This window comes from Streptomyces sp. NPDC048434, assembly GCF_043200375.1.
Classification (GTDB): Bacteria; Actinomycetota; Actinomycetes; order Streptomycetales; family Streptomycetaceae; genus Streptomyces.
Genome location: NZ_JBICXQ010000033.1, coordinates 89,533 through 105,959, shown reverse-complemented (window position 1 = coordinate 105,959; position 16,427 = coordinate 89,533). Strand labels below are relative to the sequence as shown.

Annotated in this window: 12 protein-coding genes; 3 read left to right on the top strand and 9 right to left on the bottom strand. The window is 69.1% G+C overall.

Annotation, left to right across the window (positions count from 1 at the left end; all coding sequences use genetic code 11):
• Positions 1 to 140: 140 nt before the first annotated feature.
• The 3 genes from ACGFWI_RS32440 to thyX all read right to left on the bottom strand — a co-directional run bounded on the left by ACGFWI_RS32440 (position 141) and on the right by thyX (position 3,796).
• Positions 141 to 1,826, bottom strand: a complete 1,686-nt coding sequence (locus ACGFWI_RS32440; RefSeq protein ID WP_393909617.1) for a ribonuclease J — start codon at positions 1,824 to 1,826, stop codon at positions 141 to 143.
• A gap of 114 nt (positions 1,827 to 1,940) precedes the next feature.
• A complete protein-coding gene (gene dapA, locus ACGFWI_RS32435) occupies positions 1,941 to 2,840 on the bottom strand; it encodes a 4-hydroxy-tetrahydrodipicolinate synthase (protein ID WP_393909616.1) in 900 nt (299 codons plus the stop codon).
• A 197-nt stretch (positions 2,841 to 3,037) separates the two neighbouring features.
• Positions 3,038 to 3,796, bottom strand: coding sequence for an FAD-dependent thymidylate synthase (thyX, locus tag ACGFWI_RS32430; RefSeq protein ID WP_393909615.1), 759 nt, complete (start codon positions 3,794 to 3,796; stop codon positions 3,038 to 3,040).
• A 232-nt stretch (positions 3,797 to 4,028) separates the two neighbouring features.
• Here thyX and ACGFWI_RS32425 point away from each other — a divergent pair, with 232 nt between their 5' ends.
• Positions 4,029 to 4,268 (top strand): hypothetical protein, encoded by a 240-nt coding sequence (locus tag ACGFWI_RS32425; protein WP_159469538.1) that lies wholly within the window; start codon positions 4,029 to 4,031, stop codon positions 4,266 to 4,268.
• A gap of 101 nt (positions 4,269 to 4,369) precedes the next feature.
• A complete protein-coding gene (locus ACGFWI_RS32420; protein WP_393909614.1) occupies positions 4,370 to 4,927 on the top strand; it encodes a PH domain-containing protein in 558 nt (185 codons plus the stop codon).
• Positions 4,928 to 5,000: 73 nt separating this feature from the next.
• On the opposite strand, the gene ACGFWI_RS32415 is transcribed toward ACGFWI_RS32420, so the two are convergent.
• From ACGFWI_RS32415 to eccD, 6 genes are all read right to left on the bottom strand, one after another.
• Positions 5,001 to 5,456, bottom strand: coding sequence for a hypothetical protein (locus tag ACGFWI_RS32415; RefSeq protein WP_393909613.1), 456 nt, complete (start codon positions 5,454 to 5,456; stop codon positions 5,001 to 5,003).
• A gap of 5 nt (positions 5,457 to 5,461) precedes the next feature.
• Entirely contained in the window at positions 5,462 to 6,214 is a 753-nt protein-coding gene (gene dapB, locus ACGFWI_RS32410) for a 4-hydroxy-tetrahydrodipicolinate reductase (protein WP_393909612.1), read from the bottom strand.
• Positions 6,215 to 6,252: 38 nt separating this feature from the next.
• Positions 6,253 to 7,632, bottom strand: coding sequence for a M16 family metallopeptidase (locus ACGFWI_RS32405; protein WP_393909611.1), 1,380 nt, complete (start codon positions 7,630 to 7,632; stop codon positions 6,253 to 6,255).
• Positions 7,629 to 9,848 (bottom strand): polyribonucleotide nucleotidyltransferase, encoded by a 2,220-nt coding sequence (locus ACGFWI_RS32400; RefSeq protein WP_393909610.1) that lies wholly within the window; start codon positions 9,846 to 9,848, stop codon positions 7,629 to 7,631. The genes ACGFWI_RS32405 and ACGFWI_RS32400 overlap by 4 nt, the downstream gene beginning before the upstream one ends.
• Before the next feature lie 293 nt (positions 9,849 to 10,141).
• On the bottom strand, positions 10,142 to 10,429 hold the full coding sequence (gene rpsO / locus ACGFWI_RS32395; RefSeq protein ID WP_030991941.1) for a 30S ribosomal protein S15: 288 nt from the start codon (positions 10,427 to 10,429) through the stop codon (positions 10,142 to 10,144).
• A gap of 152 nt (positions 10,430 to 10,581) precedes the next feature.
• Entirely contained in the window at positions 10,582 to 12,045 is a 1,464-nt protein-coding gene (gene eccD, locus ACGFWI_RS32390) for a type VII secretion integral membrane protein EccD (protein ID WP_393909609.1), read from the bottom strand.
• A gap of 254 nt (positions 12,046 to 12,299) precedes the next feature.
• Here eccD and eccCa point away from each other — a divergent pair, with 254 nt between their 5' ends.
• A complete protein-coding gene (gene eccCa, locus ACGFWI_RS32385; protein WP_393909608.1) occupies positions 12,300 to 16,256 on the top strand; it encodes a type VII secretion protein EccCa in 3,957 nt (1,318 codons plus the stop codon).
• The last annotated feature ends 171 nt before the right edge of the window (positions 16,257 to 16,427 follow it).

Here is a 16,427-nt window from a genome sequence, read left to right as displayed (position 1 = left end):
TCATTCTTATATTGAGCGCCGCGGGGCGTGGGTCCGCCCCCGGGGGGGGGGCCCCCCCCCCCGCGCGGGGGCGGGGCCCCCCCCCCCCCCCCCCCCCCCCCCCCCGCTCCTACTTGCGTACGTTCGTGCGGTCCTGGGCGTCAGACCTCGACGACCACGGGGAGGATCATCGGGCGACGGCGGTAGTTGTCCGACACCCACTTGCCGACCGTGCGGCGGATCAGCTGCTGGAGCTGGTGCGCGTCCGCCACACCGTCCTGGGCCGCCTTGGCCAGTGCCTCATCGATCTTGGGAGATACGCCCGTCAGAGCTGCGTCCTGGATGCCGGAGCCGCGCGCATGCAGGTCTGGGCCTCCGACGATCTTGCCGCTGCTGGCGTCCACGACGACGAAGACCGAGATGATGCCTTCGTCGCCCAGGATGCGGCGGTCCTTCAGATGGGCCTCGGTGACATCGCCGACCGAGAGGCCGTCGACGTACACATAGCCCGCCTGGACCTTGCCGACGATCTTGGCGACGCCCTTGACGAGGTCGACCACGACGCCGTCCTCGGCGATGACGATGCGGTCCTTGGGGACACCCGTCAGGGCGCCGAGTTCGGCGTTGGCCCGCAGGTGACGCCATTCGCCGTGCACCGGCATCAGGTTCTTCGGCTTGCAGATGTTGTAGAAGTACAGCAGCTCGCCGGCCGAGGCGTGGCCCGAGACATGGACCTTGGCGTTGCCCTTGTGGACGACGTCCGCACCCCATCTGGTGAGGCCGTTGATCACGCGGTAGACCGCGTTCTCGTTGCCCGGGATGAGGGACGAGGCCAGGATCACCGTGTCGCCGGGGACGATCCGGATCTGATGGTCGCGATTGGCCATCCGGGACAGGGCCGCCATCGGCTCGCCCTGGGAACCCGTGCAGACCATCACGACCTCGTCGTCGGGGAGATCGTCGAGAGTCTTGACGTCGACGACCAGGCCGGCCGGGACCTTCAGATAGCCCAGCTCGCGGGCGATGCCCATGTTGCGGACCATCGAACGGCCGACGAAGGCGACCCGGCGGCCGTACTCATGGGCGGCGTCGAGGATCTGCTGGATGCGGTGCACATGGCTGGCGAAGCTGGCGACGATGATGCGCTTCTGGGCGTTCGCGAAGACCGTGCGCAGCACGTTGGAGATGTCCCGCTCGGGCGGGACGAAGCCCGGGACCTCGGCGTTCGTGGAGTCGGAGAGGAGAAGGTCGATGCCTTCCTCGCCGAGCCGCGCGAAGGCGGGGAGGTCGGTGAGCCGGCGGTCCAGCGGGAGCTGGTCCATCTTGAAGTCGCCGGTGTGGACGACCATGCCCGCGGGGGTGCGGATGGCGACGGCCAGGGCGTCGGGGATGGAGTGGTTGACCGCGACGAACTCGCAGTCGAAGGAGCCGATCCGCTCCGTGTGCCCCTCCTTCACCTCAAGGGTGTAGGGGCGGATGCGGTGCTCCTGAAGCTTGGCCTCGATGAGGGCGAGGGTCAGCTTCGAACCGATGAGGGGGATGTCCGGCTTCTCCCGCAGGAGATAGGGGACACCACCGATGTGGTCCTCGTGGCCGTGGGTGAGCACGATGCCGTCGATGTCGTCGAGACGATCCCTGACGGACGTGAAGTCCGGCAGGATCAGGTCGATTCCGGGCTGCTCCTCCTCGGGGAAGAGCACTCCGCAGTCGACGATCAACAACCGGCCTCCGTACTCGAAGACCGTCATGTTGCGACCGATTTCACCCAGGCCGCCGAGGGGGGTGACGCGCAGGCCACCCTTGGGAAGCTTCGGCGGGGCGCCGAGCTCAGGATGCGGATGACTCAAAAGACTCTCCTCACCACACACGCCACGCTGCCGTTGAGGGCACGTGGCGCGCATGACATTCGTGCACTTGCTATGTGGCGGTTGTTGGTCCGTATTCAGTTGTGAAGTCTGTGATCAGAGCTGTACCCCGCCGGCGGCGAGATCGCGCGTGAGCTGTTCGGTCTCCTCGGGGGAGAGCTCCACGAGCGGCAGCCGCAGCGGGCCGGCGGGCAGGCCCTGGAGACCGAGGGCGGCCTTGGTCGTGATGACGCCCTGGGTGCGGAACATGCCGGTGAAGACGGGCAGCAGCTTCTGGTGGATCTCGGTGGCCTTGGTGACATCGCCATTGAGGTGGGCGTCCAGGAGGGCGCGCAGCTCGGGGGTCACGATATGGCCGACCACGGAAACGAAGCCGATGGCGCCGACCGAGAGCAGCGGGAGGTTGAGCATGTCGTCACCGCTGTACCAGGCCAGGCTGGAGCGGGCGATGGCCCAGCTGGCGCGGCCGAGGTCTCCCTTGGCGTCCTTGTTGGCGACGATCCGCGGGTGCTCGGCGAGCCGGACCATGGTCTCGGTGTTGATCGGGACACCGCTGCGGCCGGGGATGTCGTAGAGCATGACCGGCAGGTCGGTGGCGTCCGCGATGGCCGTGAAGTGCCGGAGCAGGCCCTCCTGCGGGGGCTTGCTGTAGTACGGCGTCACCGCGAGCAGACCATGGGCGCCGGCGTCCTGGGCGGCGCGGGCCAGCTCGAGGCTGTGGTGGGTGTCGTTGGTTCCGGCTCCGGCGACGACAAAGGCGCGATCGCCGACCGCATCGACCACGGCGCGGACCAGCTGGGCTTTCTCCGCATCGCTAGTGGTCGGGGACTCTCCGGTGGTGCCGTTGACAACGAGGCCGTCGTTGCCGGCGTCCACCAGGTGGGCAGCCAGCCGCTGTGCGCCGTCGAGATCGAGAGCGCCATCCGGCGTGAACGGCGTGACCATGGCGGTCAGCACCCGCCCGAAGGGGTTCTGCGGTGTGGAAGTCGGAGCCATGGGTCCCACGCTACTCGTAGCTCACCGCGGGTTGCGCCTCTGGGGAGCAAGGATGTGGACTCCGGCACTGCCTGCTCGGGGGTTCAAGCAGTGCCGGGTCCGTCTGTTCAGCGTAGATGAACTTCTCAAAATGCCGCAATCCGGACACCTCGCACGTCTGTCCCGCGCGCTCCGGTATCCGGCCCGCAACCTGGGCCTTATGGAGCGATCCGGCCGTTCGCATTGAATGCGCCGTACGTGAGCGGCATGAGCTCGGCCCAGTGGGCCTCCATTCGCTCGCCGACCATTTCGATCTCGCGCTGCGGGAAGGAGGGCACCTTCGCCTGCTCGTGCTGGGTACGCAGACCGAGGAAGTGCATCAGGGAGCGGGCGTTGCAGGTGGCGTACATCGACGAGAAGAGCCCGACGGGGAGCACCGCGCGGGCGACCTCGCGGGCGACGCCGGCGGCGAGCATCTCCTGGTACGCCTCGTAGGCCTGCCGGTAGGAGTCCTCCATGACGCGGCCGGTGAGCTCGGACTGCGCCGGGGTGCCCTCGACGAATTCGTACTTCCCGGGGCGGCCCTGCTGGACGAGCTTGCGGGACTCACCGGGGACGTAGAAGACCGGCTCCAGCTGGCGGTAGCGGCCGGACTCCTCGTTGTACGACCAGCCGACGCGGTGCCGCATGAACTCGCGGAAGACGAAGATCGGCGCGCTGATGAAGAACGTCATGGAGTTGTGCTCGAAGGGGCTGCCGTGCCGGTCCCGCATGAGGTAGTTGATCAGGCCCTTGGAGCGCTCCGGGTCCTTCTGCAGCTCCTCCAGGGACTGCTCGCCGGCCGTGGAGACCCGGGCCGCCCACAGGACGTCGCTGTCCGCGGCGCTGTGCTTGACCAGCTCGACCGTCACCTCGCTCCGGAAGCTGACGGCTGCACTGTCGGGGCTCTCAGTGCTCTCGGCGGGGGTGTGGGACACCGGCGGTTCCTTCCGTTCGATCCTCGTGCGCGACCACCCTACGACCCGCCACTGACAGTCCGGGAAACGCGACGTGATGCCGCGTTAGCCACAAAACGGGCGCGCCATAGCAGCGCAGGGAGCGGCCGTTGATATTTTTCACAGAAGTCCCTGAAATTGGGCACCAACCGGACGCCACAGACGTCTAACCCTGTGACAGTGCCCACCTCGAGGTTCCTAGGAGAGCCCGCTCATGTTCCGCCGGCGAGAGCCCGTCCCGTTCGCCTTCGTTGCCGAGGCAGACCGGTTCCGCAGCAATGTCACTCCCCCGCCGCGGCAGCGCGCCTCTCGTGCGCAGCTCCTCGGCCAGTCTCTCATCACGCTGACAGTCGTGGGTGGCCTGGCCGGCGCCCTGCTGTTCGGCGTTCCCGCACTGCAGCAGGACAGCTCCGGCTCGAGCCGGGTGCATCAGTCCGAGGCCGCCCATCGCTGAACGGACGGGCGGGGCGTGCCGCGAAGTGGTTCCGCTCCGCCGGTCCCGATAGCCTCACCGGTCACAGCTTCAGTCAGCGTGCCCATGAGTGAGGATCAGCCGTGCCCCTGCCCTTCCTGACGGCCGACCGCGACCTCGATCTCGACACCCGTGCCGCGGATTCGGCCGCACTTCCGCATGACGAGCCCGACCACTGGCGCCGTCCCTACCGCCCCGGACCGTGGCGGGTAGGGGCGGCGGCAATGTCTTTGCTGCTCGCCTCGTTCGTGCTGATCTCCGCAATGGTCATCGCGATGGCCGGCTCGCTGCCCGGCGCCGCGGCCTGTGCGGTGGTGGGAGTGGTGATGATCGCGGCCGCCCTACGGCTGTTGCGGGTCGGGGTGTGGGTCAGCGCGCACGGGCTGCGACAGGTGAATCTGCTGCGTACGACGACCGAACCGTGGAGCGCCGTCGCCTCGGTGCGTACGCGCCAGCAGCCGGTGCGCTGGCTGGGACTGCCGCGGACGGTGCAGGGACAGGCCCTGATCGTCGAGCGGACGCAGGGCGAGCCGCTGCGGTCCCTGCTCACGGACCACAACGGCGACTTTCTGTCCCGTCCGGAGGCGTTCGAGCGGGCCGCGGACGTACTGGAGGCCTGGGCGGCGGAGTACCGCGCCTGAGCCTCCGGCGCCCCGGGGCCGAAGCGGGCCCGTACGTTCCGGTTCGTACGGCCGAGGGCGGGCCGGACCGGCTCTAGGCGGTCGGTACGGGCTCGTCGTCGTGCAGGGCGATGGCGCGCTGCATCGCCTTACGGGCGCGTGGGGTGTCCCGGGCGTCGTGGTAGGCGACCGCGAGCCGGAACCACGTACGCCAGTCGCCGGGCGCGTCCTCCGTCTCGGCCTGCCGCCGGGCGAACACCGCGTCGGCCGCGTCCCGCTCGATCCGGCCTCCGGGGGTCCGCGCCGGCTCGTCGGCCGGCAGTCCCCCCTCGGCCTCCAGAGCGTGCGCCAGCCGGTGGGCGTCGCGAGCGAAGCGGGTGTTGTGCCAGAGGAACCAGCCGCCGATGCACGGCAGCAGGAAAGCCACCGCGCCCATGCCCATGGCAGCAGGTTCGCCGGTCATCAGGAGGAGTACGCCCTCCAGCGCCACCACACCGAAGACGATGACCAGCACGGTGGCGAGGAAGAAGTACGTGATCTTTCCGCCCATGCCCGTCAGCCCAGGTCGAGGAAGTTTTCCAGGCCCACGGTCAGGCCCGGAGCGGTGACCACGCGGCGCACGCCGAGCAGGATGCCCGGCATGAAGCTGCTGTGGTGGAGGGAGTCGTGGCGGATGGTGAGGGTCTCGCCCTCCCCGCCGAGGAGCACCTCCTGGTGCGCCAGCAGACCGCGCAGCCGTACAGAGTGCACGGGGACGCCGTCCACGTCCGCGCCGCGGGCGCCGTCCAGGGCGGTGGTGGTGGCGTCCGGCTGCGGGGCGCAGCCGGCCTCCTCACGGGCCTCGGCGATCAGCTGGGCGGTGCGGGCGGCGGTGCCGGACGGGGCGTCCGCCTTCTTCGGGTGGTGCAGCTCGACGATCTCGGCCGACTCGAAGAAGCGGGCCGCCTGCTGGGCGAACCGCATGGTCAGCACCGCGCCGATGGAGAAGTTCGGGGCGATGAGCACGCCCACCCCGGGCGAGGCGGCGAGCGAGGTGCGCAGCTGCGCGAGGCGCTCATCGGTCCAGCCGGTCGTCCCGACCACCGCGTGAATGCCGTGACGCACACAGAAGTCGAGGTTGCCCATCACCGCGCCGGGGTTGGTCAGCTCGACCACGACCTGGGCGCCGGCCTCGACCAGCGTCTCCAGCTTGTCGCCCCGGCCGAGCCCGGCCACCAGCTCCATGTCCTCGGCGGCCTCGACGGCCCGTACGGCCTCGGAGCCGATGCGTCCCTGGGCTCCCAGTACGGCCACGCGCAGCTTGCTCATCGTTTCCCGTCTCTCTCTCGGTGATATCGCAGCGAGGCCTAAGCGACGACGTCGTCCAGCCGGGCCGCCTGCCGGTCCTTCAGGGGACCGATGACGGACAGCGACGGGCGGGTGCCCAGCACCTCACGGGCCACCTCGCGCACCTCGTCCGGCGTGACGGCCGCGATCCGCGTGAGCATCTCGTCGACCGACATCTGCTCGCCCCAGCACAGCTCGCTCTTGCCGAGGCGGTGCATCAGCGCGCCGGTGTCCTCCAGGCCGAGGACGGTGGACCCGCGCAATTGTCCGATCGCGCGGCGGATCTCGTCGTCGGTGAGGCCCTGGGACGCCACCTGGTCGAGTTCGTCGCGGCAGATCTTGAGGACGTCCTGCACCTGGCTCGGACGGCAGCCGGCATAGACGCCGAACAGCCCGCAGTCGGCGAAGCCGGAGGTGTACGAGTACACGCTGTAGGCCAGGCCGCGCTTCTCGCGGACCTCCTGGAAGAGACGGGAGCTCATCCCGCCGCCCAGGGCGGTGTTCAGCACGCCCATGGCCCAGCGCCGGTCGTCGGTGCGCGCCATCCCGGGCATCCCGAGGATCACATGGGCCTGCTCGGTCTTGCGGTTGAGCATTTCGACGCGGCCGGCGGTCCGGATGGCCCGGGTGCCGGAGCGTGGCGCGATCGGGACCGCGTCCGTCCGGTCCAGGGCTCCGGCCTGCTCGAAGGCGCGGCGGACCTGTCGGACGACCTTGGCGTGGTCGACGTTGCCGGCGGCCGTGACGACGAGGTGGGTCGGGTCGTAGTGCTTCTTGTAGAAGCGGCGGATGCGCTCGGGGGTGAGGGCGTTGACGGTGTCGACGGTGCCCAGGACGGGGCGGCCGAGCGGGGTGTCACCGAGCATGGTGTGCGCGAACAGGTCGTGCACACAGTCGCCGGGGTCGTCCTCGGTCATCGCGATCTCTTCGAGGATGACACCGCGCTCGGCGTCCACGTCCTCGGCCTCGACCAGCGAACCGGTGAGCATGTCGCACACCACGTCGATGGCCAGCGGCAGATCGGTGTCCAGCACCCGCGCGTAGTAGCAGGTGTACTCCTTCGCGGTGAAGGCGTTCATCTCGCCGCCGACCGCGTCGATGGCCGCGGAGATGTCCAGTGCGCTGCGCCGCTCGGTGCCCTTGAAGAGCAGGTGCTCCAGGTAGTGCGTGGCGCCGTTGAGCGACGGTGTCTCGTCGCGGGAGCCGACGTGCGCCCAGATCCCGAAGGTGACGGAGCGGACCGTCGGCAGCGTCTCGGTGACGATGCGCAGACCGCCGGGGAGGGTGGTCCGGCGGACCGTGCCGGCGCCCGCCGTGCCCTTGAGAAGCGTTTGGGTACGGGCGACGGCCCGCCCCTCCGAAGAGGTGCGGGCCGTCGTCGTGTGCGTACGGGACGTCACTTGGCGGCGTCGTCCTTCTCGTCCGCGGCCTTGTCCTCTTCCTCGATCACGGGGATCAGGGAGAGCTTGCCGCGCTGGTCGATCTCGGCGATCTCGACCTGGACCTTGGCACCCACACCGAGCACGTCCTCGACGTTCTCCACGCGCTTGCCACCGGCGAGCTTGCGGATCTGCGAGATGTGCAGCAGGCCGTCCTTGCCCGGGAGCAGGGAGACGAACGCACCGAAGGTGGTGGTCTTGACGACCGTGCCCAGGTAACGCTCGCCGACCTCCGGCATGGTCGGGTTGGCGATGCCGTTGATCGTTGCGCGGGCGGCCTCGGCGGCCGGACCGTCGGAGGCACCGATGTAGATCGTGCCGTCGTCCTCGATCGTGATGTCGGCGCCGGTGTCCTCCTGGATCTGGTTGATCATCTTGCCCTTGGGGCCGATGACCTCACCGATCTTGTCCACCGGGATCTTGACGGTGATGATCCGCGGGGCGTTCGGGGACATCTCGTCCGGGACGTCGATGGCCTCGTTCATGACGTCCAGGATGTGCAGACGCGCGTCACGGGCCTGCTTCAGCGCGGCGGCCAGGACCGAGGCGGGGATGCCGTCGAGCTTGGTGTCGAGCTGCAGCGCGGTCACGAACTGCTTGGTGCCGGCGACCTTGAAGTCCATGTCGCCGAAGGCGTCCTCCGCACCGAGGATGTCGGTGAGGGCGACGTAGTGGGTCTGGCCGTCGATCTCCTGGGAGATCAGGCCCATGGCGATACCGGCGACCGGGGCCTTGAGGGGCACACCGGCGTTCAGCAGCGACATGGTCGAGGCGCAGACCGAGCCCATGGACGTCGAGCCGTTGGAGCCCAGCGCCTCGGAGACCTGGCGGATCGCGTAGGGGAACTCCTCGCGGGTCGGCAGCACCGGCACGATGGCACGCTCGGCGAGCGCACCGTGGCCGATCTCGCGGCGCTTGGGCGCACCCACGCGGCCGGTCTCACCGACGGAGTACGGCGGGAAGTTGTAGTTGTGCATGTAGCGCTTGCGGGTCACCGGGGAGAGGGTGTCCAGCTGCTGCTCCATGCGGAGCATGTTGAGGGTGGTGACGCCCAGGATCTGGGTCTCGCCACGCTCGAACAGCGCGGAACCGTGCACCCGCGGGATGGCCTCGACCTCGGCGGCGAGCGTACGGATGTCCGTGACGCCGCGGCCGTCGATGCGCTTCTTCTCCTTGATGACGCGCTCGCGGACCAGGCTCTTGGTCAGCGAACGGTACGCGGCGGAGATCTCCTTCTCGCGGCCCTCGAACTGCGGGAGCAGCTTCTCGGCGGCGACGCCCTTGACGCGGTCCAGCTCGGCCTCGCGCTCCTGCTTGCCGGCGATGGTCAGCGCCTGGGAGAGCTCGTCCTTGACCGCGGCGGTGAGCGCCTCCAGGACGTCGTCCTGGTAGTCGAGGAAGATCGGGAACTCACCGACGGGCTTGGCGGCCTTGGCGGCGAGGTCCGACTGGGCCTTGCACAGGACCTTGATGAAGGGCTTGGCGGCCTCGAGACCGGCGGCGACGACCTCTTCGGTCGGAGCCTCGGCGCCATCCTTGACCAGCTGGATGGTCTTCTCGGTGGCCTCAGCCTCGACCATCATGATCGCGACGTCGCCGTCCGGGAGGACGCGGCCGGCCACGACCATGTCGAAGACGGCGTCCTCGAGCTCGGTGTGGGTCGGGAACCCCACCCACTGGCCGTTGATCAGGGCGACACGGGTGCCGCCGACCGGGCCGGAGAAGGGCAGGCCCGCGAGCTGCGTGGAGCAGGAGGCGGCGTTGATGGCGACCACGTCGTAGAGGTGGTCGGGGTTGAGCGCCATGACCGTCTCGACGATCTGGATCTCGTTGCGCAGGCCCTTCTTGAAGGAGGGGCGCAGCGGCCGGTCGATCAGCCGGCAGGTAAGGATCGCGTCCTCGGAGGGGCGACCCTCACGGCGGAAGAAGGAGCCGGGGATCTTCCCGGCTGCGTACATCCGCTCCTCGACGTCGACGGTCAGCGGGAAGAAGTCCAGCTGGTCCTTCGGAGTCTTGGAAGCGGAGGTGGCCGACAGCACCATGGTGTCGTCGTCCAGGTACGCCACGGCGGAGCCGGCGGCCTGCTTGGCCAGGCGGCCCGTCTCGAAGCGGATGGTGCGGGTGCCGTAGGAGCCGTTGTCGATCACGGCTTCGGCGTAGTGGGTCTCGTTCTCCACCAGGAATATCTCCTCGTCTGCGTCTGCAGCCCGTATGGCTGCAGACCGTCTTCGGTGGAGCGCCGGTGCGGGCCGGTCTTCGATCGAAGCACCCGGAGTGATGACACATGGCATGCATGGATCATCCGGGGGCCACTACCGAGGACCGGCGGCCAGGAGGCGCTCCTACCGCGTTCAGTTTTGCGTTATGGCACCAGACTACAAAGCTTCCGTCCACCATGAGGTGGCGTGAGTGTCCGGTGCGTACGGCAAAGGGAGCGGCTCCCGGTAGGAACCGCTCCCTCTACGGCGTCTTACTTGGCGCCCGCCGCGCCGCGGCGGATGCCCAGGCGCTCGACCAGCGCACGGAAGCGCGTGATGTCCTTCTTCGCCAGGTACTGCAGCAGGCGACGGCGCTGGCCGACGAGCAGCAGCAGACCACGGCGGGAGTGGTGGTCGTGCTTGTGGGTCTTGAGGTGCTCGGTCAGGTCCGAGATGCGGCGGGAGAGCATCGCGACCTGGACCTCGGGGGAGCCGGTGTCACCCTCCTTGGTGGCGAACTCGGTCATGATCTGCTTCTTCGTGGCGGCGTCGAGCGACACGCGGTACTCCTCAGGGTTCCGGCCAGTGAGCGCCCCTGGTTTACCTCACAGGGAATCTTGAATGACTCGTCCGGGCCGTCACACAGCGTACCAGCTCAAAACGGCCCCCCGACCAGGTGGTCAGGGGGCCGCCGAGCAGGTGAGCGGGTGCCTCAGTTGCCGGTGAGGCCTCGCACCTTGCCGTAGACCTCCAGGACCGCCAGGCACAGCGGCACCAGGGACAGCAGGACCAGGCCGTCGAAGATGTCGAAGATCCGGCCCCAGAAGGGGGTGACGCCCTTGCGGGGGACGACCAGGCCGACGCCGACCAGGAGGGCGGCGCCCGCCGCGATGCTGCCGGAGAACCAGACGGTACGGATGTTCAGCGGACCGGAGTCCTGGAAGCGGAGCAGATCGACGAAGATCTCCGTCGGCGGGTTCAGCGCGATGCCCAGGATGAGCAGGACGATCGTGAAGATGCCGGCGATGGTCAGGCAGGCGACCTGCGCGGTGTAGTCGAAGAGCCGGGCACGGAGCATGATCGTGATGCCCGCGGCCAGCGCCAGCAGCTGGGCCCACATGTTGTCGGAGAAGCCGAGGACCACGCCGGCCGAGCCGACGGTCAGGGCGGCGCAGCCGGCGACGAGGCCGAGCAGCAGCTCGTGCCCGCGCTTGGCCTGGTTGCCGATCTTGACGAAGTCGACGGACTCGGTCTCGCCGCCGTTGTCGTAGGAGCCCTTGGCGATCTGGTCGGGCGACTTGTAGCCGATGGGCAGCCGGGCGAAGCGCGCGGAGAGGCCGGGCAGCCAGGCGACCAGGGCGATGGAGACGACGGCGGTGACGGCGGCGACCTCTCGGGGCGCGGCGTCGGTGAGGATCGCGGCGAAGACCGCGAGGGTTCCCATGGCGGCCAGGAACGCGGCGGCGACGAAGGGGGCGTCACCGCGCGGCAGCAGGACCACCAGGAGTACCGAGGCGATCAGTACGGTCACACAGCCGACGAGCAGGTGCAGCCGGCCGGGGCCGGCTCCCGCGTCGACGGGGAAGATGCCGGAGCCGGCGAGCAGCAGATGCGGAAGCGCGGCCAGGCCCAACGCGATGGAGGAGCCGTGGTCGTCGTAGACGCGGGCGCGGACACCGGCCAGCGCGACCAGCACGATGCCGACGACACCGGCGATGATGCCGGGCAGGCGGTGCATGTCGCGGTCGGCGGGGTTCGAGAACCACAGGGCGAACGCCATCATGACGAGCAGCAGCACACCCGCGGTGAGGCCGACGACATGCATGAGGTCGTCGCTCCAGCGGCTGCGGTTGCGCTTGACCGCGGAGGCGACGGCGTCGGAGACGTCGTCGAAGACCGGGAGCGGCAGCGACTCGGCGAACGGCTTCAGAAGAAGGAGGTCGCCGTCGAGGATCTGCTGCTGTGCGAGCGACTGTCCGGCGTCAAGAACCGTGCCGTCGCGGCGTACTAGGTGATAGCCGGTCGGTGCGCCCTCGGCCTGCGACTGCCCGGAGAGCCTCAGGATCTCCGGGTAAATGTCGACGAGTGCGACGTCCTCCGGCAGAGCCACGTCAATCCGTGCATCCGGCGCGGCGACTGTGACCCGGCAAAAGCCGGTGCCAGTGCTCGTGCTCACCTGGCGGTTCCCCCTATCCGTTGGGCGTTTTGTCGCTTCGCGCGCCGTATATATAGAGCCGTCACTGCAGGGCTGTGGCACGCTCGCGAGGCGTCAGCGTACCGTTCAATTCGGCGGCCGCCCCACCCACCCCGAGACTTGACGGTTAACAGTAGGATCAACGCCTGCGTCGGGCCAAGTACTTGGCTCGGGGGACCGTCGAATCCAACGGGGGCGGTCCGAGACTGCGAGATGCATGAAGGACTGATGCCTCGGTGAGCGTTGTCATCGTCAAGCGCCCGCCCCGCGCGCTGCCGCCCGAAGTCCCCTCCGAGGAGGTGACACTCGAGGCCCCTCCGGAGCTTCCGCGTGAGGGCGAATCAGAGAACATGCTGATGACCCTTATGCCCATGATGGGTATGGCGTCTTCGGCGGGATTCCTGTTCATGGGCAACCAGCCGTTCATGAAAATCATGGGCGGTTTTATGGTGGCGTCCACTCTGGCAATGGCGATCGTGCAGATCGTCAAAGCCCGTCAAGGCCCTTCCGGGCAAATGCTTCAAGAGCGGCAGGATTACCTCAAGTACCTGACCCAGAAGCGGAAAGAGGTACGGCGCACCGCCCGCAAGCAGCGGGACGCACAGCTGTTCACCCACCCCGACCCGAGCCAGTTGTGGTCGATCGTGGCCGAGGGCAAACGGGTATGGGAGCGCCGGACGAGCGATCCGGACTTCGGGCAGGTACGGCTGGGACTGGGGCCGCAGCAGCTGGCCACTCCCCTGCGGGCTCCGGAGACCGCTCCGGTCGACGAGCTGGAGCCGCTCACCGCGCATGCGATGAAGGAATTCCTCGACAAGCACGGACAATTGGACAGCCTGCCACTGGCCGTCTCGCTGCGCGCCTTCTACCACCTGACCGTCTCCGGCGACCCGGACACGGTCTACGGCGCCTCGCGCGCCATCATCGCCCAGCTGTGCACCCTGCACTCGCCCGAGGACCTGGTGGTGGCCGTCGTCGCCGCGCCCGGTGCGCAGGCGGAGTGGGAGTGGACCAAGTGGCTGCCGCAGGTGCAGGACAAGACCACGGACGGCGCGGGCAACCGCCGGCTGGTCGTCGGCGATCTCGGTGAGATCGAGGAGCTGCTGGCCGACGAGCTGGACGGCCGCGGCCGGTTCAACCCGCAGGGCACTCCGGTGACCGACGCCCCGCATGTGGTGCTCGTGCTGGACGGCGGCGAGGTGCCGATGGACTCGGTGATCGCCGGGGCCGAGGGCCTGCAGGGCGTCACCATCCTGGAGGTCGTCCCGGGCGACCTGGACGAGATCCGCGGCGGTCTGGCCGTACAGGTGTGGCCGGGCAAGCTGTTGCTGGAGTCGGCCAGCGGCGCGGTCTACCGCGGTGTCTGCGACACCCTGTCGATCCCCGAGGCGGAGGCGCTGGCGCGCCAGCTGGCACCGCTGCGGGCGGGTTCCGGAGCCGACGGCGAGGAACCGCTGCTGTCGAACCTGGACTTCACCGACCTGATGAACATCGGTGACGCCGGTTCCGTCGATGTCTCGCGTACCTGGCGGCCGCGCACGCTCCATGAGCGGTTGCGGGTGCCGATCGGTGTCGACAAGGACGGCCAGCCCGTCATGCTCGACATCAAGGAGGCCTCGCAGGAGGGCATGGGCCCGCACGGCCTGTGTGTCGGTGCGACCGGTTCCGGTAAGTCCGAGGTGCTGCGCACCCTGGTGCTGGCGCTCGCGGTCACCCACTCCTCGGAGACCCTCAACTTCATCCTCGCGGACTTCAAGGGTGGCGCCACCTTCACCGGTATGTCGGAGATGCCGCACGTCGCGGCGGTCATCACCAACCTCGGTGAGGACGTCACGCTGATCGACCGCATGCGCGACTCCATCACCGGTGAACTCCAGCGCCGTCAGGAGCTGCTGCGCTCGGCGGGCAACTACGCCAACATCACGGACTACGAGAAGGCGCGTGCCGCGGGTGCCCCGCTGGACCCGCTGCCGTCGCTGGTGATGGTGCTCGACGAGTTCTCCGAGCTGCTGACCGCCAAGCCCGACTTCATCGACATGTTCATCCAGATCGGCCGTATCGGCCGTTCGATGGGTGTGCACATGCTGCTCGCCTCGCAGCGCCTGGAAGAGGGCAAGCTGCGCGGTCTGGACACCTTCCTGTCCTACCGGCTGGGTCTGCGGACCTTCTCCGCGGCCGAGTCGCGGACCGCGATCGGTGTGCCGGACGCCTACCACCTGCCGAACGTCCCGGGTTCCGGCATCCTCAAGTACGACACCGAGACGATGGTCCAGTTCAAGGCCGCGTATGTCTCGGGCGCGTACCGCGGTCCCGGTGCCGGCGGCGGTCCCGGCGGCAGCCGGACGAACCGGCTGCCGGTGCCGTTCACGGCGGCCCCGGTCGTCGAGCAGATCATCGAGGACCCCACGCCGGTCGAGCCGACCGAGCCGGAGCAGGACGACGCGCTGGCCGACACCGTGCTCGATGTCATCGTCCAGCGCATGCAGGGCCAGGGCCCGCCGGCGCACCAGGTGTGGCTGCCGCCGCTGGAGGAGCCGCCCACGGTCAACCAGCTGCTGCCGACGCTCGCGGTCACGCCCGAACGCGGTGTGCACGCACCGGAGTACACCGCGCTCGGCAAGCTCGTGGTCCCGGTCGCGCTGGTGGACAAGCCGTTCGAGCAGCGGCGTGACGTGATGTACCTGGACTTCTCCGCCGGTGCCGGTCACGGTCTGGTCGTGGGTGGTCCGCAGTCCGGTAAGTCCACGCTCATCCGGTCCGCCATCGCCTCGTTCGCGCTCACCCACACACCGTCCGAGGTGCAGTTCTACTGCCTCGACTTCGGTGGCGGCGGCATGCTGACCATGGAGGGCCTGCCGCACGTCGGTGGTGTCGCCTCGCGTCTGGACGCGGAGAAGGTGCGCCGTACGGTCTCCGAGGTCGTCGGCATCCTCAACGAGCGTGAGGAGTTCTTCCGGGCCAACAACATCGACTCGATCGGGACCTACCGCCAGCGGCGGGCCGCGGGCGTCTTCCCCGACCAGAAGTGGGGCGACGTCTTCCTCGTCATCGACGGCTGGGCGACGTTCAAGACCGACTACGAGCAGATGGACCCGGTGATCCTGGACATCGCCGCCCGGGGTCTCGGTTTCGGTGTCCACCTGATCATCGCCGGCGCGCGCTACACCGAGGTGCGCCCCGCACTGCGCGACCAGCTCCTCAACCGCGTCGAGCTGCGCCTGGGTGACCCGATGGAGTCGGAGTTCGACCGCAAGCGCGCGGAGAACGTCCCGATGGGCAAGCCGGGCCGCGGTATGTCCCCCGAGAAGCTCGACTTCCTGGCGGCGCTGCCGCGCCTGGACGGGATGAGCGACCCGGAGACGCTGAGCGACGGCATGGCGAACCTGGTGGAGACGGTCAGCGAGCACTGGCAGGGCGAGCCCGCCCCCAAGGTGCGGATGCTGCCGACGATGCTGCACGTCAACGAGCTGCCCAAGGGCACCGACTACCCGGAGCACGGCATCGCGATCGGTGTCGACGAGACCACGCTGTCGCCGGCGTTCATCGACTTCGAGACCGACCCGCTGCTGGTCATCTACGGCGAGAGCGAGTCCGGAAAGTCCTCGCTGCTGCGCCTGCTGACCAAGCAGATCGCCGAGCGGTACCCCTCCGACAAGGCACTGATGGTGGTCTCCGACTACCGTCGTGCGCTGCTCGGCGAGGTGCCGGAGAGCCATCTGTACAAGTACTGCGCCGCAGGGCCGCAGTTGCAGGAGGTCATCACCGGTCTGGCCGGTTCGCTGGGCCGGCGGATGCCGGGTCCGGACGTCACGCCGGAGCAGCTGCGCAACCGCAGCTGGTACGACCTGCCGGACGCGTTCGTGATCGTGGACGACTACGACCTGGTGGCGACCAGCAGCGGCAACCCGCTCCAGCCGCTGCTGGAGTACCTGCCGTTCGCCCGTGACCTGGGCCTGCGCCTGATCATCGCGCGCAGCTCCTCGGGTGCCGGACGGTCGTCGTTCGAGCCGGTGATGCAGCGTACGAAGGAGCTGGGCGCGCAGGGTCTGATCCTGTCCGCCGACCCGGCCGAGGGTCCGCTGATGGGCAGCACCAAGGGCCAGCGGCTGACGCCTGGACGGGCGACGTTCATCACGCGTAAGCGCGGTGCACAGCTGGTCCAGACGGGCTGGCTGCCGGCGAACGGCCGCTGACCGGCCGCACGCGACAACGGCGGTGGGGGGGGGGGGGGGGGGGGGGGGGGGCCCCCCCCCGGGGGGGGGGGGGGGGGGGCGGGGGGGGCGGGCCCCGCCCGGGGGTGGGGGGGGGGGGGGGGGGGGGGGCGCCCCGGGGGGGCGGGGGGGGCGGGGCCGCCCGCGCGCCCC

Bases quoted from the DNA above. Each gene is read 5' to 3' on its own strand.
- ACGFWI_RS32425 (WP_159469538.1), top strand. From the start codon at position 4,029: ATGTTCCGCCGGCGAGAGCCCGTCCCGTTCGCCTTCGTTGCCGAGGCA.
- ACGFWI_RS32415 (WP_393909613.1), bottom strand. From the start codon at position 5,456: ATGGGCGGAAAGATCACGTACTTCTTCCTCGCCACCGTGCTGGTCATC.
- dapA (WP_393909616.1), bottom strand. From the start codon at position 2,840: ATGGCTCCGACTTCCACACCGCAGAACCCCTTCGGGCGGGTGCTGACC.
- dapB (WP_393909612.1), bottom strand. From the start codon at position 6,214: ATGAGCAAGCTGCGCGTGGCCGTACTGGGAGCCCAGGGACGCATCGGC.